The sequence below is a fragment of the Corynebacterium pseudodiphtheriticum DSM 44287 genome (assembly GCF_000688415.1).
In the GTDB taxonomy this organism is placed as follows: domain Bacteria; phylum Actinomycetota; class Actinomycetes; order Mycobacteriales; family Mycobacteriaceae; genus Corynebacterium; species Corynebacterium pseudodiphtheriticum.
Window position 1 is genome coordinate 16,539 of sequence record NZ_JIAH01000010.1, and the last position, 17,870, is coordinate 34,408.

Here is a 17,870-nt window from a genome sequence, read left to right on the forward strand (position 1 = left end):
ACCAGTCTAACCTGTTTGTGGCCACGTCACCTATTGACTCCGCGGCGTTTCTTCCCGGATAAAGCGCCAGACCGCTACGTACCCTTAACGTTCAGCACCTGCCGCAGTTCCGTGACCACTTCTACGAGATCCGCGGCATCAGCCATCACCTGGTCAATCGGCTTATACGCATCCGGGATTTCATCCACCCATTGCTCACCTGGCCGGTACACGATATCGCCCATGCGACTCGCCAAATCTTCCGCGGTGTACTGCTTCTTTGCTTGCCGACGCGACATCACTCGCCCCGCCCCGTGCGGCGCAGAATTCAGGCCCGCAGCGTTACCGCGACCACGCACCACATATGATCGCGCGCCCATCGAACCGGGAATCAACCCGAACTTGCCGACGCTGGCATCAATCGCGCCCTTGCGGGTAAGCCACACGGACTCACCATTGATGGTCACCTTTTCGGTGTAGTTATGGTGGCAGTTCACCCGTTCCACCTCGGTATCCGCACTATCTGCGGGCACCTCCATGGAAATACGCCCGTCGTCACGGGCCTGGCGCATCATGCGGGCCAGCTGATCAACGAAGCGATCCATCATCTCATCGCGATTCAGCCGTGCAAAACGTTGCGCCCACGCGAGTTCCCGCAGGTAAGTATCGAAGGACTCGGTACCCTCACGCAGGTACGCGTGATCCTTTTCTGCAAGCTCGACGCCCGCTTCCCTGATTTCTCGCGTCGCGATCTTAATGTGCTTTTGCGCGATCTTGTTCCCCACCCCGCGCGAACCCGAGTGCAGGAAACACCAGACATTATCGTCACCATCCAGGCACAACTCGATGAAGTGGTTGCCACCACCCAAGCTGCCTAGCTGCTCGCGCCACTTCGAGGAATGCGACAGGTCGACGTCGTCACGCTCGGCTAATTCTTCGAGTTCCTGAATGCGGGCCTTGGTGTGCTCGCGGTGGATCTTCTTATTGTAATTTCCCGGCGAAAGCGGAATGGAACGCTCAATCTCGTCCCGCAACTGCTCCAGGGAAATCTGCGCGATGTCGTCGGCAGTAAAAATGGTGCGCACTGCAGCCATTCCACAACCAATATCCACCCCGACAGCAGCCGGAATCACAGCCCCCTTAGTAGGGATAACCGTGCCGATGGCTGTGCCCTTGCCGCTATGCGCGTCGGGCATCAACGCGATATGCGGAGAAACAAAATCCAGCTGCCCCAACCCAGCAGCTTGGTCTGCGGTGTTCTGATCAATAATGCTGGCCCACGATAAAACCCGTGGGGCAAGTTCTATTGGCTTATGTGTCATGCTCACGAGCGTAGCAGCCAGGTAGCACACTACTCGAACATGAATGCGATTCTAGTTCACGATACCCTTCTTCGATACTTACGATATATGCAACTTTCTACACTTTAATAAAATTCAGACACTTCGATAATTACCTATATGGTAATATTCGCAGCATGAGGACGGCCGAGGCGATTGAATTGACAGCAGATTTAGCAACCCAACAATGGGGCCTGTTCACTTCAGCTCAAGCTCGTGCGAAGGGAATCGATGCGGTCACCCTCAGCCGGTTGGTCAACAAATCTTTACTCACCAGGATTCGACATGGGATTTACGCTTTTGCCGCTACGCTATGGACACCAGAACTTGATGTTCGAGTTCAATGGTTAGCGCTCGACCCTGCGACTATGGCTATTGACAGAATCGATAGCAGTGACAATACCGCAGTAGTCTCCCATGAAACCGCGGCAAGCCTTTATGGAATTGGCGACCTACAAAACGAAAAAATCAACTTTACAACGAAAAAGCGGCGGCAGACCAAGCAACCAGAGGTCATCTTCCATATTGCTGCATTAGCCGATACAGACATCACGTACCTTGATGGCCTCCCAATCACCACAATCCCAAGAACAGTTCGTGATTTGCTGGCATCTGGCCATGAACCAGGTCATGTCACTGACATCATCGCTGCTGCTCTACAAGATGGACTAGTCAGCAGGGAAGAGCTCAGCACTCAGCTTGCCGAGATTGCAACTTCACTTGGGGCTAGAGAAAACACCGCCGTGGCACTACGAGCCCGTCTCAATGAACTTATTCCCCTCCCTGCTGGAGAAGATCCTGTTGTGCAAGCAGTTGTAGACACACTGGAAAAAATTTCGGATTCAGCAATAGCCGCTGCGCTCAACAAGCTAAAACCCCTCGAGTTTTCTCCTGATATAAGGAAAAACCTTCAGTATTCGACTTCCCCGCGAACCCTCAGCGCATCGGAGCCTAATGGAAATGAGTAATTCAAAGCTTCGAAATACCCATACCCAAATCACCGCAGGTTTACGTCAGCTGGCCAAAGACGAAGGTAAAAATCCGAACCATGTCTACAACAGATTCTTTCGAGAAATGTTCCTCTAAGAATCACCACCTGAATCGGCACGAGGAAATTTTTGGAATTCTGGATTGATGTTTCCGGCGACCTACAAGTTCCTGCGGTCACCTCGACCACAACCGTGAAGAGATCTGATAACCTCAACATCCCATTCGCGCCACAGACCTTCCAAATATTGTCATACCCAGTAGAAAGCCAACTGTCTGACCAATTACCGGTCCACCCAATGACCTGGTCTCCAAATGACAGAAGATGGAAACAATGAACCGGCAAATGGCCAGACACGACGAGGCGGCAACAAGCCTGCCGCCCCAACCAAAACAAATGAACTAGCCGACGCGGCGCTGGCGCGCGAACTCACTCAAGACGGCACCGGCTGCCACCGACGCGTTCAGCGATTCCACCCACCCCACGGTCGGAATCGACATCAACACATCACAGTTTTCGCGCACCAAACGCGAAATACCTTTGCCTTCCGAGCCAACAACAATAACCACAGGATCTGTGCCGCCGTCGTAGGTATCCAGCGTGTGCTCTCCGCCAGCTTCCAGCCCAACAACCTGGTAGCCGTTCTTCTGAAATTCTTTTACCGTGCGCGTCAGGTTCGTCGCCCGCGCCACCGGCAACTGCGCGGCCGTACCAGCAGAAGTACGCCAAGCAACAGCCGTGACCGAAGCCGAACGACGCTCCGGAATAATCACACCGTGACCACCAAAAGCAGCCGCCGAACGAATCACCGCACCCAAATTTCGCGGGTCTGTGATGTTATCCAGAATGACAAACATGCCGGTCTCATTGCGCTGCTGCACATCAGCAAGCAAATCCTCTACTTCCGCGTATTTAAACGGCGGAATCTGCAAACCAATACCCTGATGCATGCCGTTGCCGGTTTTCACGTCCATCTCGTGACGCGGCAACTCGGTGATCGGAATACCACGGCTGTTCGCCATCTGCACAGCTTGCGTCAGCCGCTCATCCGAACCGGTGCCAGCCACCACGAACAACATGCTCGCCGGAACCTTTGCGTTCAGGCATTCCACCACCGGGTTCCTGCCGACGACCAGCTCCGTCGTCGCCTCGTGGCGCCCAGAATTAGAACGCTCACGTTGCTGTTTCGCCTTATGCTTCTGGTGATAAACCCGATCTTCTGCCTTCGGCGTCGGCCCTTTGCCTTTCAGGCCACGACGACGCACAGCGCCAGACCCCTTTGTGGCTCCTTTTTTGTTGGTCTTGCGGATGCCCGCTCCGCCCCTACCGTGGGTACGTGCCATAAAAATTCACTATCCTTGCTGTAAAAATTTCATTTTCGAGTATTTCGAATTTACTGTACTTTGTCGGCGCTGCACCACGCGATTTTCTGGTGGTACGCCGCGCGAGTTTGCTAACACTACGCCGAGCGAATTTACTAACTCTGTGCTCTGCTAGCTCTGTGCCCAGCGATGTTGCTGCGAATATCCGCCTAGCGCAGTTTCCATTCCGCGCCACCCGGGGTATCAATGACCTCAATGCCAGCCGCAGCCAAACGATCCCGCACGCCGTCGGCAGTAGCGAAGTCTTTCTCCCTGCGCGCCGCGGCCCGGAGCTCAAGTTCGTGTTCTACCAAACTAGCAAGCGCTTGCTGCACACCACCCTCTGCGGACTGCTGCGTACCACCAGCCCACTGCGTATCCAACGGGTCAATGCCCAAAATGGCAGTCATCGCACGCACCAACGACGCCAACGCTACGGCTTTGGCCTTGGCAGCATCCGTGCCAGAATTCTCGCCGGAATTCTTGCCAGCCAGTGCATTATTGCCTGCCTTCACCGTGGTGTGAATGACGGCCAACGCACGAGGCACCGCAAAGTCATCGTCCAACGCAGCAGCAAACTTCTGCCAGTGCTCGGAAACTTCCTGGGCAATACTGTCCTGAGCGTTAACGTCGGCAAGCCCAGCACCACCGGCCACACCGGCGTCGGCAAGCATGCCCTGTTCCACCGCCAGCTTATCGACGGGCGCGCCCGCCAGTTTCGACGCACGATTAACGAAATCCTCAATACGGCGGAAACCAGCGGCGGCCTCATGCACCGCAGCCTCGGAATACTCCAACACGCTGCGGTAATGCGCGCTACCCAGGTAGTAACGCAGCTCCACCGGACGGACCTTTTCCAGCAAAGCGTCAATATCCAGGACATTGCCCAGCGATTTGGACATCTTCTCGCCAGCCATGGTCACCCAATGGTTGTGCATCCAGTAACGAGCAAAACCATCACCGGCAGCGTGCGACTGCGCAATCTCGTTCTCATGGTGCGGGAACTGCAAATCCAACCCGCCGCAGTGCACATCAAACTCCGCACCCAAGTAATAGGTAGCCATCGCCGAGCACTCCAAGTGCCAGCCCGGACGACCATCACCCCAAGGTGTGGGCCAGGCAGGCTCACCCGGTTTCGCGGCCTTCCACAAAGCAAAATCCAGCGGGTTCTTCTTGCCCGCGTTGTCGGTCTCACCTTGCTCCATTTCTTCTGGGCGGTTGCCCGAAAGGTGGCCATAATCCGAGCCTTCTGCCTGCTGCCAAGCCAGAACGTCGAAATACACCGAGCCGTCCACGGCGTAAGCAAAACCGCGGTCCATCAACCGCTGCATATACTCCACCATCTGGGTAACATGCCCGGTTGCGCGCGGCTCCACGCTCGGGGCCATGACGCCGAGTGCTTGATAGGCGCGGGTGAATTCCCGCTCATGAGTGGAAACCCACTCCCACCACGGGCGGGAATGCGCTTCGGCTTTGGTGAGGATCTTATCGTCGATATCCGTCACATTGCGCACGAATGCGACATCGTAGCCTTTGGCCAGAAACCAACGGCGCACAATATCAAAAGCCACCCCGGAACGCAGGTGGCCGATGTGCGGTTTCGCCTGCGGGGTGGCCCCACACAGGTAGATCGAAACCTGGCCTTCGCGCAGGGGTTGAAAGTCGTGGGTCTGGCGCGTCGCGGTATCAAAAATCCGTAAGCTCACAGGGTACTAGTTTACGCACTCCTGCCCGCACTAGTTCGCGCGCCATACCACTGCGTTGGCGATTGCCGCGCGGCCTTCCTCGCGGCCAGTAAATCCCAGGTGATCAGTGGTGGTTGCCGAGACCGACACCGGGGCCCCCAGCAGCTCACTTAAAACCTGTTGGGCTTCTTCCCTACGCGGGCTGAACTTCGGGGTTTGCCCGATCAGCTGCACCGCAACGTTGCCGATGCGGAAGTCATTGTCGTCGAGAAGCGCACGGACCTCGCGCAGAAGCTGCGCACCGGAAACATTGTCGTATTCTGGTCGGCCGACACCGACGAACGAGCCCAGATCACCCAAACCAGAGGCCGACAACAACGCATCCACCATGGCGTGCGAGACAACGTCGCCATCCGAGTGGCCTTCGCAGCCGTCGACGCCGTCGAAAAGCAACCCGGCGATCCAGCACGGCTTGCCTGCCTCAATCTGGTGCGCGTCGCTAGCGATACCAACGCGCGGGATGGGCATGGCCGGTGGCTGCGTGGTTTTTGACTGCGCGGGTTGTGGCTGCATCAAGTGGGACTGTGCGGAATTACCTTGCACTGGGATGGTCTGGGACGAGGAATTCACTCTTTCAGCACCTTCAGACCCTTCAATGACGCCGTCGGCAAGATAGGCCCGGGCCAGCAGCAAATCCTTGCGCGTGGTGATTTTAAAAGCCAGCTCGTCGCCGTCGACGCACACGACGGGCACGCCCTGCCACTCAAGCAGCGAAGCATCATCGGTGGGCACAAAACTGCGGGTCCCGGCTTCAGCATCCGCTTGCACGCTGGCGTAATACATCTCGTTGGCAGAAAACAGCGCGCTGTAGCGAAAACCCTGTGGCGTCTGCGCGGCACGCACATTGCTGCGATCCACGGTTTTGGTGATCTGCGCCTGGCTGCGCGCTTCGCCGTGACCAGCAGTTTCCGTCACAGCTTTGATCGTGTCCACGACCGGCACCACGGGAACCACCCCCGAAGCGCCATCTGCCACTGCACGCGCTACCCGGTCAATCATGCTCGCGGGGGTCAGAGCCCGCGCAGCATCATGAACCAGCACGATCGGATCGACGCCTGGCTCCACCGAAATCGCTTCCAGCCCAGCCATGACGGAATCCGCGCGTTCCCCACGGCCAGGAACCAGGCGGATCGTGCGCCCATCGCTAGCATCGGCGCCAGCGCCGCGGGTGGCGTCAGCGGACTCGCACCGGGAAATCACGTCGGCAGCCTCATCCAACATATCCGGCGCAGCAACAACAATGATCTCGTCGACAAGCTCGGTTGCGTGCATGGCACTAATGCTGCGTTCCAGCAGGGATCTTCCTGCGAGTTCAACAAACGCCTTCGGTTTATCCGCGCGTAAACGAGTGCCCTGCCCGGCAGCGGCGATAATCGCAATTACTGGGGCAGGGCGAGAGCTCGAAATATTCATCAACAACTAGTTTTCAGCGGTTAATTTTCAGTAATCTCGTCTTCAGCTATCTAGTCTTCGTCGTCAAAGCTGAGATCATCCAAGTCCACATCAACCTTGGTATCCACCTCTGGGCCAGTGTTGCCGATCAAGCCAGCAGCCCGGTGGCGCTCGATGGTGGCATCGACTTCGGCCAGCATCTTATCGGCTTTGGCCTCATCTACTGGGCCTGCCAACGCGAGCTCGCCGACCAAAATCTGGCGCGCCTTCACCAGCATGCGCTTTTCACCTGCGGAAAGGCCCCGATCTTGATCGCGGCGCCACAGGTCCCGCACAACTTCAGCAACCTGGTTGATATCACCAGAAGCCAGACGTTCTTGGTTCGCCTTATAACGACGAGACCAGTTGCCGGCTTCCTCTACGTCAGTCTCGCGCAATACGGAAAAGACCTTCTCCAGGCCTTCCTTACCGACGACATCGCGCACGCCGACGCGCTCCACGTTCTTGGATGGGACGCGAACCACCAGGTCAGATTGGTTGATGGAAAGCACGACATACTCGAGCGTTTCCCCGCCCATTTCGCGCGTTTCAATGGCCTCGACCTTCGCCGCGCCGTGGTGCGGGTAGACAACAACCTCGCCGACCTTGATTTCCATTCCCACTCCTCGCTTAACAGGCTTAACAGGCAGACTTCAAGCCACCAGTTTAACACGCAGCAAGTGCTTGCCGACGCCCGGGAGCGGCTCAGGTGGGCGTCGGCAAGCACTCCACGGCACCTACCGCACCACACCCATAAAAAGTTTGCCCCCGAATGCCCCGCATGAGCGATGGTACAAACCGGAAACTGTGTACCGCCGGGGGTAAACAGCTAAGGTAAAGTCTGAAAAATCTTTGTGCTCGATGAGTTGTTGGAGGACCCCACAGTGACGTCCCTGAAATCGTTTGTTCGTCGCGGCGGCACCATTTCCGCTGCTGCCCTGGCCAGCCTTACCCTGGCTGCCTGCTCGGCAGGACACATTACCCAGACTTCTTCGCAGGTCGCGACCGTCGATGGGCAGAGCGCGAACAGCGAAAACGGCGAGCTTTCGGTCCGCGATGTCACCATCACCGTGGAAGATAACGCCGCGGCGTTGAAATTCACCGCCACCAACCAGGATCCTTCGATGAAGGCCCACACCCTGGAATCCATTTCAGTCGACGGCAACCAGGTTTCCTTGGGCACCCTGGACCCCATCGAGCCAGGATGCTCAGTCTTTGGCGACAGCGCATTGGAATTGAAGGACACCCCACAGGCAGAAAAAGCCTGCATCCAGTACGTCGAAACCACCCTAGACAATGACGACTACGCACCGGGCGGCCACCGTCCAGTGGAATTCGTCTTCGATTCGGTCACCATCACCGTCGACGCCGCTATTGCAGCTGCACCGTTGACTACCGGCGAGCACGACCGCGACTGGGAAGAAGGCTACGCACCACGCGGTGACGGTTCCATCAGTGGCGATCACGGACACGGACATGATCACAGCCACGGCGGCGGCCACAGCGAGGGCGGCCACCACTAAAGGCAGCAGCCTCCTGCAGCTCCCCCGCTGATCCACCACCCTGCACGGCAGCACTGCACAGCACACGTTAGCTGATCGCTCTGCTACCGGCGGGGTGGATTTTTTGTGCTCGCTGGATCGAATATATTGTCGAATTTTGTTTTTGGATTGGGCGGGGTGTGCGGCACCTGCCTTAGGATGAGTGCCATGGCGAAAAAACAGCGGGCGATCCACACCTGTTCCGAATGCGGCTACTCCTCCCCAAAGTGGTTGGGGCGCTGCCCGGAGTGTGGCTCGTGGGGCACCCTGGAAGAAGCTGCCCCGATCTTTTCCGCTGGCCTCGCAGCCGGTTTGGGTTCCGGCGCGAAAGCTTCTGCTACGCGCGGGGGTGCCGGTGGTTTGGGTGCGGGTACGCGGGCTTCTAGCAGTGGGCGTCGCGGAGGGCTGGCGCCCAGCAGTGCCGCGGTGCCGATTACCCAGATCTCCGCGCAATCTGCGCAAAGCATGCACACGGGTATCGGGGAATTGGATCGTGTGCTGGGCGACGGCATCGTCGCCGGTTCCGTGGTGTTAATGGCTGGCGAGCCGGGCGTCGGCAAGTCCACCCTGCTGTTAGAGGTAGCCGCACGCTGGAGTCAGGTCCCGGAACCCCAGGCAGATAGCGGAGAAAGCTCCGCTGCCGCTACCGAAAGCGCTGCAGACCAGCAATCACAACCTGCCACCCGCACGGCGTTGTATGTGACGGCAGAAGAATCCGCAGCACAGGTCTACTCCCGGGCGAAGCGTACCGGCGGGTTGTCCCCCACGCTATACCTGGCGGCGGAATCAGACCTGGATGTCGTATTCCAGCAAGTCGAGGCGCTACGCCCATCGCTAATCATCGTCGATTCTGTGCAAACCATGCAGGCCACCGGCGTGGAGGGGGTTGCGGGTGGCGTAGCGCAATCCCGCGCGGTTACGGCCGCGTTGACCACGCTGGCGAAAACCACCGGTATTCCGATTCTGCTGGTCGGCCACGTCACCAAAGACGGCAACGTTGCCGGTCCACGCGTGCTGGAGCACCTGGTTGATGTGGTGCTGAATTTTGAGGGCGAGCGGCAATCCAGTTTGCGGATGCTGCGCGGAATTAAAAACCGTTTTGGTGCTACCGACGAGGTCGGCTGTTTTGAGCAAACTGCCGACGGCATCCGGGAAGTCGCCGACCCATCCGGGCTGTTCCTGTCCCACCACGGCGCCACACCCAACGGTTCCGCGGTCACCGTCGCCATGGACGGGGTGCGCCCAATCGTGGCCGAGGTGCAGTCTTTGACGGTCGATCCCGTCGCCAAGAATCCCCGCCGGGTGGTCACCGGATTGGATCAAAACCGCATCCCACTGGTGCTCGCCGTGTTACAAGCACGCGCCGGTGAGCGCACCAATGAAAAAGACGCCTACGTGGCGACGGTCGGCGGGGTGCGCATCACCGAAACCGCCACGGATCTGGCGGTGGCCTTGGCGACGTGGTCGTCGCTGCATGAAACACCACTGCCGGCCAAAACCGTCTTCATTGGAGAAATTGGTCTGGCCGGCGAGATGCGCACGGTGCCGAATTTGCGGCGGCGTTTACAAGAAGCCGCGCGTATCGGTTATCGCTGCGCGGTTGCCCCAAGCCGCAACGACGCAGAAGACCGCGCGCTCGCGAAAGAACTCGCCGCCGATGGGCTGGATTTGCGCAGCGTCAGCACCCTGCGCCAGGCACTAGCCGTGGTTCGTGAACTGCGCGGTTAACCGCCCCGGGAAGGCGGGCCGGCCATGGTCCTCACTTCGTCACGCAGATAAGTTAGGCGGTCAACACGGTGATGCTGAACATGCCACCGGTACGCCTGGAAGAAGAACCAGGAGCCGGTAGACCAATATAGATAAATGAAATGTTTATTTCACATCAAAATGAACACGGCAACACATGCTGCTATAAAAATTGCCGAGACAACAGATAGTGAAATCATCTTTTTTGCATTGGTAGAACCAGAGAAAAAACGGCTTACCGTGAACAAAGTAAAGAAAAGGGCGAAAAACTTAAGCACGTAAGCCCAGTAAGGAACGTGATCTTCACTAAATAAGGAAAAGTCAATAGTGAAGATGCCAGCGATGACTAGAGCAAGTGCCCACCCCATTCCCTTACGGGCATACAGCTCTCGATCATGATTCTTTTCCATCTAGCACCTCGCAGCAGTAACTAGACCAGAGCCAATTCCATGACATGCCGCTCGAAGCCCCCACTGCACCCACTTATTAGAAGTACATCCCCTAAAGGCAAGACCACTGTCATTCGGATTAGCCTTAACCTCCCTTGCTGAAATCGGCGCCGTTGCCATAACGACATCAGAAAAAAGGTTTTTCTTTGACATAGATTCCTGCCTTCCAAGGTCAGGGGCTTTTCTCTTTCGCTTCCATTATAATTACGTCTTCGTTTTATAAGGAAGAGAATTGGAAAAACATACGCATCTATACACCTCAATAGGTGTGCCGCTATCCCCCCCCCCCCCGGGCCCCGCAGTTAAATTACGCCCGCAGCGCGAAGGTCAGTGCGTCGGAGGCGTTATCGCCCACCACTGCGTGCAGGAAGTAATTGCCTTCCGGGGTAGCTGGGCGGTGGTTGCACTCGCCCGGCGCGGAGTTCGTCTTCGACCATACAGCCTCGAAGTGGCGGGTCTGGCCAGCCTTGAATTCCTGATTACCAGTAATCACGGCTGGGTAGCAGTCGGTATCTGCCCACATGCGGTGGTTCGTGTTGAGATCATAAACCTCGAAGCGCAGCGGGTTCTCGTCAAGATTGACCGCGCAGTCGTGGTCGGTGGGGTTTTCGATAGACATGTAGAACGTCGGTTGGTCACCACCGGCGTAATAGGCTTTATCGCTGTGCGCGGTGACCCGCAAATTGTGTAGGTCGCAGGCGCCAGCAGCCGACGTGGCCTCGTCAGCTTCTGGGTACGGCGATGGGCGCTCGTCGGCAGACTTCGCGCCTTCCCTGCCCTTCTTCGGGCGGTCCGATTCCTGCGAATCGTCAGCAGCATCGATGTCATCGGCTTCTTTCGCCGCACTGTCGTTGGCTGCCTCGTCGGCGTCCTTGTCTGCGGCCTTATCGGCTTTGCCGTCTTTTTCCTCCCGCGCTGCGGTGGCCGTGGCGGTTTGGTTAGCCGCCGAATCCGCAGCAGATTGCGGGTTCTCTTCGCTGCCACCACCGAAAATGGCGCTGAAGATCCAGACCAACAAAAGCACAAGCAAGAGAAGAACCGCCAGGCCTGCCATGCGGCGGCGTCGGTAAATTTCTTCTGGGAGGCGGGGTTGTCTTGGGGAAGTCACAGTTCCTAATTTATAACGAAACACCCCTGGGCTGGGGCAACTACCGCGCGTGTCCTACGTCATCCGGCGGGTACCTACAGCTGCCGCGACATGCAGCTAGCCAAACGTCGACAAGCGCCTGCTAGTGCACGCCCCCCCTGTTAGTGCACGCCGTTGAGCACGACCGGCTCCACCCGGCCCTCGCTCAGGTTGTAGCGCAGACCAACGATGCCCATAGACTGGCGAATCAACCCTTGGCCCAGCCCCGGAGCGCGCGCCATCAACTGGTACACGGTTTCGGTGATGTGCTGGCGCTCCACGTCTTCGCGGGTAACCATCCCGCGCTTGTTGGCTTCCGTCACGGACATCAGTACGCGTTCGACGATGGTGCGCTGGAAGCCGTTCGGCGCGGAACCTCCTTCGGCAAATTCCATGGTCGCGCGCACCGCACCGCAGGATTCGTGCCCCATGACTACCAGCAGGTTGACGTCGAATTTCTCGATGGCGTATTCCACCGAAGCAATGATCGAGCTATCAATGATTTGCCCGGCGGTTCGGATCACAAAGGCGTCGCCAAGCCCCAGGTCAAAAACCATTTCGACGGGAACTCGCGAGTCAGAGCACGAGAAGATGACCACGCGCGGCGACTGGCCAACACTCAACAACGAACGGTATTCCGGGTCCTGATTTGGCCGCTCAGAGCGATTGGCGATAAACCGCTCATTGCCCTCCCGAAGGGCCTCCCACACTGCCTGCGGAGTCTTGGCCACATTCTGCATACTCACAGCTTCTATTTTGTCCTAAACTATGCGCGATGACGAATCATTCGGAACCGATCTTTGCCACACATGCTTGTGCTGCCGCCCCAGACGCAACTACCTTGTTGCCCGAACTGCGCAACTGGTTCGCCGAGCACGGCCGTGATTTGCCCTGGCGTGCACCAGAAACCACCGCATGGGGTGTTTTGGTTTCCGAGGTCATGAGCCAACAAACCCCCGTGGCACGCGTTGCACCGCAGTGGTTGGAGTGGCTAGAGCGGTGGCCTACCCCGCAGGATTTTGCCGCGGCCAGCCAGGCAGATGTGCTGCGCGCGTGGGGCCGGTTGGGGTATCCGCGGCGGGCGTTGCGGCTGTGGGAATGTGCGCAGGCAATTGTCGAGCGACATAACGGTGTGGTTCCGCGCGATGTGGATGAGCTGTTGGCGCTTCCCAGCATTGGCGATTACACCGCGCGGGCGGTGGCGTGTTTTGCTTTTGGTGTGAACGTTCCGGTGGTGGATACGAACGTGCGCCGGGTGTATGCGCGTGCGTGGTCTGGACAGTTCTTGGCACCGCAGCCAGCGAAAAGACAGTTGGCTCAGGTGGGTGAGTTGCTTGCCGACGGCCGCGGCCCACAAACGTCGGTGGCTTTGATGGAGTTGGGCGCTTTGGTGTGCACGGCGCGCTCGCCGCAGTGTTCGGTATGCCCGCTTCGTGCCGGTTGTGCGTGGGTGCGTGCTGGCTCGCCGGCGCCGAGTGAATCAGAGATGGCGGCGCAGAAAAAGCGGGTGCAGAAGTTCGCTGGCACTGACCGGCAGGTGCGCGGTAAGATTATGGCCGTGTTGCGGGAGGCTTCTGCGCCGGTGCCGAAGCCGGAAATTGATCTCGTGTGGCCGAAAGATGATCAGCGCGAGCGAGCCCTGCGTTCTTTGCTTGCCGACGGTTTGGTGCGTGAGGTTGCCCGTGGTGGCGAATTCACGCTGCCGGAATGACCCAGCAAAATAACTTCGTAACAAAATAGCCTCACGGCAAAATAACTTCGCCACTGCCTTAGCCGGCTGGTCAGCCGGCGGGTTGCTCGGAGCACCTAAAGTGCCCCAGACCACCTCTTTTTGATTATCAAAACCAGCCCCAAACTGATAATCTTCAAATATCTAATTGATTATTTGAATAGGGGTTTATCATGCGCCGTTTACTTCCACCCGCCCTCATCCTCACCACTGGACTCATCCTGTCCTCCTGCAGCACTGGGGACGCTGAAGACACCGCTGCCAACTCGGAGAATGATAGCTCCGCTATCACCCTCGATAACTGTGGCTTCGAGCTAACCGCTCATACCCCAGTGGAACGGGCCACCACCCTTGAACAAGGCGCCACTGACACTCTCCTTCTGCTCGGTGCCAAAGACCAAATGGTGGGCTACGGTCACCAAAAAGACGCGCCTCCTGAAGGTTACGATCTCGAGGGCATAAAAGAAATTAGCCCTAGTGCTCCAAACTCTGAGCAGCTACGAGATGCAGACACGGACTTCATCTACTCTCCGTTCGCACTCAACTGGACCGCAGACAATGCCGGAACTCGCGAAGAATGGGAAAACCTCGGCGTGGCAACCTACCAATCAAATGTCCAATGTCCGGACCATGCTGACAACGCCGAAAAATCAACCTTCGACCTCGTAGCCAAAGACATCACGGAGCTCGGTACCCTCTTCGACCGCGAAGAAGAGGCCAAGTCTCTAATTGAAAAACAAAACCAAACCCTCGAAAATGCCGCCCAGGCCCCAGAGGGAACCACTTTCATGCTGCTTTATTCTTCCATCGGCGGTGCCCCCTACGTAGCAGGCGGCCCTTCCATCGTCACCGAAGTAGGAAAAGCAACCGGAATGAAAAATGTCTTCGGTGATCTCGATGAGGAATGGCCACAAATCTCCTGGGAAGCCGTTGCCGAGGCAGACCCAGACGTCATTTTGCTCGCGAATCTTCCCGGACGTGGAAAACCAGGCGATAAGTGGGAAGAAAAGGTCAGCGACCTTGAGTCCACCCCAGGCACCAAAGAAATGAAAGCTGTAAAGAACGGCACCTATGTCGTTGTCCCAGGCGTTGCCACATCCGCATCGGGACGCTCCTATGAACTCGTCGAAGAAGTTTCCAAAGCTATCAAGGACGACCTATTTGCAAATAAGAGCGAGTAATATTGCGTAAAACCTGGACTATCGCTGGAATTAGTGCTGCGACCCTCCTCGTAGCATTAGTTGGCTCGCTCACCGTGGGCTCAAGCTCCATGTCCTTCAGCGAACTCATTGGGCTGGTTGTTCCTTCGCAACCAAGCCCTTCCGCACTGCGCACATCGATCCTGACGGAGCTTCGTATCCCGCGGATCCTTATGGCAGCCTTCGTCGGAGCAATCTTGGCAGTATGCGGTGTTGCAATGCAGGCTGTTACACATAATGATCTCGCAGAGCCATACTTACTCGGTGTATCCTCTGGAGCGTCGACAGGCGCCGTCATTGCGATCCTGTTTTCTACTTGGCAATACGGAATCATTTTCGGCGCAACCGTTGGTTCTCTCGCCTCTTTTGCTCTGCTGATGCTTTTACTCCGCAATACCGGAGGGGACGCAACAAAGGTAGTGCTCACCGGCGTCCTCATTGGCTTTCTTTTCCAATCTCTGACTTCTCTAGTCGTGACAGCCTCGGGCGACGCGGAATCTACTCGCAGCATCATGTTCTGGCTACTCGGAGTTCTAGGGGCAGCACGCTGGCCTACGCTATTTGCGGTGATAATTGTTGGCTCCATAGGAATGCTGATGCTTTGGGCGCTTTCCCGCCACCTAGATGCGCTCTCTTTGGGTGGGGATACCGCCTCAACAATGGGCGTTCCTGTAGTCGCACTGCGCTACATTGTTCTGATTTGTGTTTCGCTGATGACCGCCACGACTGTGGCTTCCGTCGGCGCGATAGGTTTCGTGGGGCTAATTATCCCCCACGCCGTAAGAATGCTGAACGTACCAAAACATGCCAGCCTCATACCGCTGTCCGCACTCATTGGCGCTGTCACCCTAGTTATCGCGGATGCCTTTGCGCGATCCATTTTTGCACCCCAAGAACTGCCAGTGGGCGTAATTACTGCCCTCATTGGCGTACCGATGTTTTTCCTAATCTTGCGGAGAAAGCACTAATGCTCAAGGTAGAGAACCTCAAAACGGGCTTTCCGAATAAACCCGTAATCGACGACGTGTCTTTCGAGATCAAAAAACCTGGCCTGGTAGGCCTCATCGGCCCCAATGGGTGTGGCAAGTCGACGCTTCTCAAGTCCATTGCTGGGGTGCAGCCCTTTGACGGAACCATTCACTTCGCAGGAAAACCGTTAAAATCCTATCCGCTGTCCCAACGTGTTCATGCCTTGTCCTATGTGGCCCAGAAATCAGGCCAACGGGTTACACTCACCGTCCGCGAGGTCGTGCAGCTAGGCCGCGATGCAGGCCGCATGCCTTTTTCAGCGCCACAGCCTGACGACGCAGAAATTGTAGATCGTGCGTTATTTCATTGCAGCTTGGAAGACATTTCTGATCTGCGGCTGCATGAGCTTTCTGGCGGGCAGATTCAACGCGTCATGGTTGCACGGGCAATGGCACAGCAAGCAAACATAATGCTTCTCGATGAACCGACCAATCACCTTGACCTGTACCACCAGCACAAATTAATGGATCTTCTATTCCATCTTGCGAAGGAACACGACATTGCCGTTGTTCTAGCAATCCACGATCTAGCGCTAGCAGCACGATATTGCGACCGGCTCCTACTGCTACACAATCAGAAGCTCCGGGCGGATGGTCCCCCCGAAGAAGTGCTGACTACTGAAATGTTAAGCACGGTATTTGAAGTAAAAGGGCAGCTGGAATACACCGCTGATGAAATACCCTTCTTGCTGGTCAAGCATCCTATTGATCATAGGAATTCTTAGGCCTTGAGCAGTTAATAGACCCAGAAGTAAATGTGATACGTGACTCAGTGACGTTCATGCTCTAAGCTGTCTTGCATGTATTTCACGTCACAGTTTTCTAAGCAAAAGAGTAGTATTTCTGACAGCCCCACCACCCCCACTCACACGGGTTTTAGCAGCAGCATCCGCAAAGAGCTGTGCCTGATGGCCGCCAGTTTCCTGACTACTGGTCTTTTAGCCAGCGTGAGCACTTCCACGGCACACGCCAATGAAGCAGGTGCTCCTAGTCCCTCCGCCTACATTCCCGCACCACCGCCACCTGGCGCAGCAGCCGGTGCGCTGCTAGAAGCAACCGCGGCTCCGCACCTGCTGAATCCCGGTGGCGAACATCTTCCCGGTTCCGCGCAGCGTATCCGCTACGCCTCAATCAATTCCAACGGCGAGCCCGTAGAGGTCACCGGCTACATCATCGACCCCATTACCCCCTGGCAAGGTAACGGCCCCACCCCCACTATCGTCATGGCACCCGGAACCCGTGGAGCGGGTGATCTATGCGCACCATCCGCTGCACCCGACCTGATATCGGCGCTCGAGATCCACACTAATGCCGACGGGCTGCCTTATCTCAGCGTGAATGCAAACTATGAATTGCCCTTGCAGTATCTAGCCAATCTCGCGGGGATTCGCATTATCAGCACCGATTACATGGGCATGGGAACTCCAGACCACCACACTTACGTGAACTCAGTCGAAGAAGCCCACGCCGTCCTGGATGCGGCCCGGGCTGGATTGCAAGCAGCCGGGGCCCCAGCGGATTCTCCGGTCGGCTTCGCCGGTTATTCCCAAGGCGGAGGCGCGGCTGCAGCAGCCGCAGAACACAAAGCCAGCTACGCGCCAGAGCTCAACCTTGTGGGCACTTTCGCAGGCGCCCCGCCCGCGGATCTGCGCCACGTGTTGGAAGCCGTCGACAATTCGTCCATCGTGGCCGCCTTGGGTTACACGCTCAATGGATTTGTAGACCGCCACCCCGCGCTGCAACGGATCATCGACGAAGAATTCAACGAGGAAGGCAAACGCTTTTTGCACGATGCAGAAATCAGCTGCATTGGCGATGCCACCATCAACTGGGGTTTTACGGATACCCGCACGCTGACCAAAAGCGGCGACTCCTTCTCAGAGGTGATCAACCGCCACCCGGAACTCAGCAATTTAGTGGAAGCGCAAAGGCTGGGCACCCAGCCGGTATCCGGGCCCATCATGGTTTCTAATTCTGGCGACGATGATCTGATCCCCTTGGTCCAAGCCACCACAATGGCACGCCAATATTGTGCACAAGGTGGCCAAGTGCAGTTTTTGCATACAGATGTCCCGCCTGTGTTGCCGGAGCTCAAGGCAGGCATTAACCACGCCCTGCCGTTATTCACGGATATGCCCCAAGGTTTGCAGTATTTGATTGATCGTTTTCATGGCATCGCACCGCGCAATGATTGCGGCACGTTTTAGT

At 57.0% G+C, this 17,870-nt stretch carries 16 protein-coding genes and 1 pseudogene; 8 read left to right on the forward strand and 9 right to left on the reverse strand.

Going from position 1 to position 17,870, the window contains the following annotated elements; genetic code table 11:
* Positions 1 to 74 precede the first annotated feature (74 nt).
* Complete coding sequence (locus tag O146_RS0108400; RefSeq protein ID WP_027018185.1) at positions 75 to 1,301, reverse strand: RtcB family protein; 1,227 nt, start codon at positions 1,299 to 1,301, stop codon at positions 75 to 77.
* Positions 1,302 to 1,456: 155 nt separating this feature from the next.
* On the opposite strand from O146_RS0108400, the gene O146_RS11680 reads away from it, so the two are divergent.
* Positions 1,457 to 2,287 carry a type IV toxin-antitoxin system AbiEi family antitoxin domain-containing protein gene (locus tag O146_RS11680; RefSeq protein WP_051619357.1) on the forward strand — a complete coding sequence of 277 codons (831 nt, stop codon included), beginning with the start codon at positions 1,457 to 1,459 and terminating at the stop codon, positions 2,285 to 2,287.
* A 421-nt stretch (positions 2,288 to 2,708) separates the two neighbouring features.
* Here the strand turns inward: O146_RS11680 and rlmB are convergent, their stop codons facing one another.
* The 5 genes and pseudogenes from rlmB to O146_RS0108430 all read right to left on the reverse strand — a co-directional run bounded on the left by rlmB (position 2,709) and on the right by O146_RS0108430 (position 7,461).
* The gene (rlmB, locus tag O146_RS0108410; RefSeq protein WP_021352436.1) at positions 2,709 to 3,650 is read right to left on the reverse strand and encodes a 23S rRNA (guanosine(2251)-2'-O)-methyltransferase RlmB; all 942 of its coding nucleotides are present in this window, start codon (positions 3,648 to 3,650) and stop codon (positions 2,709 to 2,711) included.
* Positions 3,651 to 3,838: 188 nt separating this feature from the next.
* Complete coding sequence (gene cysS / locus O146_RS0108415) at positions 3,839 to 5,374, reverse strand: cysteine--tRNA ligase (protein WP_027018186.1); 1,536 nt, start codon at positions 5,372 to 5,374, stop codon at positions 3,839 to 3,841.
* A gap of 30 nt (positions 5,375 to 5,404) precedes the next feature.
* Positions 5,405 to 5,881 (reverse strand): 2-C-methyl-D-erythritol 2,4-cyclodiphosphate synthase, encoded by a 477-nt coding sequence (gene ispF, locus O146_RS12875; protein ID WP_027018187.1) that lies wholly within the window; start codon positions 5,879 to 5,881, stop codon positions 5,405 to 5,407.
* Positions 5,882 to 6,031: 150 nt separating this feature from the next.
* Positions 6,032 to 6,826: pseudogene (gene ispD, locus O146_RS12880) on the reverse strand (2-C-methyl-D-erythritol 4-phosphate cytidylyltransferase); the annotation flags it as partial.
* A gap of 50 nt (positions 6,827 to 6,876) precedes the next feature.
* Positions 6,877 to 7,461, reverse strand: a complete 585-nt coding sequence (locus tag O146_RS0108430) for a CarD family transcriptional regulator (RefSeq protein WP_023018394.1) — start codon at positions 7,459 to 7,461, stop codon at positions 6,877 to 6,879.
* Positions 7,462 to 7,728: 267 nt separating this feature from the next.
* On the opposite strand from O146_RS0108430, the gene O146_RS11685 reads away from it, so the two are divergent.
* Together O146_RS11685 and O146_RS0108440 are read left to right on the forward strand one after the other, a co-directional pair.
* On the forward strand, positions 7,729 to 8,367 hold the full coding sequence (locus O146_RS11685) for a hypothetical protein (RefSeq protein WP_238632436.1): 639 nt from the start codon (positions 7,729 to 7,731) through the stop codon (positions 8,365 to 8,367).
* A gap of 186 nt (positions 8,368 to 8,553) precedes the next feature.
* Positions 8,554 to 10,113: a DNA repair protein RadA gene (locus O146_RS0108440; protein WP_027018188.1), complete on the forward strand. Its 1,560-nt coding sequence runs from the start codon at positions 8,554 to 8,556 to the stop codon at positions 10,111 to 10,113.
* 149 nt (positions 10,114 to 10,262) lie between these two features.
* Here the strand turns inward: O146_RS0108440 and O146_RS11690 are convergent, their stop codons facing one another.
* From O146_RS11690 to O146_RS0108455, 3 genes are all read right to left on the reverse strand, one after another.
* Positions 10,263 to 10,541, reverse strand: a complete 279-nt coding sequence (locus tag O146_RS11690) for a hypothetical protein (RefSeq protein ID WP_023018397.1) — start codon at positions 10,539 to 10,541, stop codon at positions 10,263 to 10,265.
* A gap of 346 nt (positions 10,542 to 10,887) precedes the next feature.
* Positions 10,888 to 11,688, reverse strand: coding sequence for a hypothetical protein (locus O146_RS0108450; protein ID WP_027018189.1), 801 nt, complete (start codon positions 11,686 to 11,688; stop codon positions 10,888 to 10,890).
* Between the two features lie 140 nt (positions 11,689 to 11,828).
* Complete coding sequence (locus O146_RS0108455) at positions 11,829 to 12,446, reverse strand: carbonic anhydrase (RefSeq protein ID WP_021352446.1); 618 nt, start codon at positions 12,444 to 12,446, stop codon at positions 11,829 to 11,831.
* Positions 12,447 to 12,481: 35 nt separating this feature from the next.
* Between O146_RS0108455 and O146_RS0108460 the strand changes: the two genes are divergently transcribed.
* From O146_RS0108460 to O146_RS0108480, 5 genes are all read left to right on the forward strand, one after another.
* Complete coding sequence (locus tag O146_RS0108460) at positions 12,482 to 13,417, forward strand: HhH-GPD family protein (RefSeq protein ID WP_244266825.1); 936 nt, start codon at positions 12,482 to 12,484, stop codon at positions 13,415 to 13,417.
* Positions 13,418 to 13,608: 191 nt separating this feature from the next.
* A complete protein-coding gene (locus O146_RS0108465; protein WP_027018191.1) occupies positions 13,609 to 14,616 on the forward strand; it encodes an ABC transporter substrate-binding protein in 1,008 nt (335 codons plus the stop codon).
* A gap of 2 nt (positions 14,617 to 14,618) precedes the next feature.
* On the forward strand, positions 14,619 to 15,602 hold the full coding sequence (locus O146_RS0108470; RefSeq protein ID WP_023018401.1) for a FecCD family ABC transporter permease: 984 nt from the start codon (positions 14,619 to 14,621) through the stop codon (positions 15,600 to 15,602).
* On the forward strand, positions 15,602 to 16,387 hold the full coding sequence (locus O146_RS0108475) for an ABC transporter ATP-binding protein (protein ID WP_027018193.1): 786 nt from the start codon (positions 15,602 to 15,604) through the stop codon (positions 16,385 to 16,387). Before O146_RS0108470 ends, O146_RS0108475 begins: the two co-directional genes overlap by 1 nt.
* 222 nt (positions 16,388 to 16,609) lie before the next feature.
* Entirely contained in the window at positions 16,610 to 17,869 is a 1,260-nt protein-coding gene (locus tag O146_RS0108480; RefSeq protein WP_244266826.1) for a lipase family protein, read from the forward strand.
* Position 17,870 lies beyond the last annotated feature (1 nt).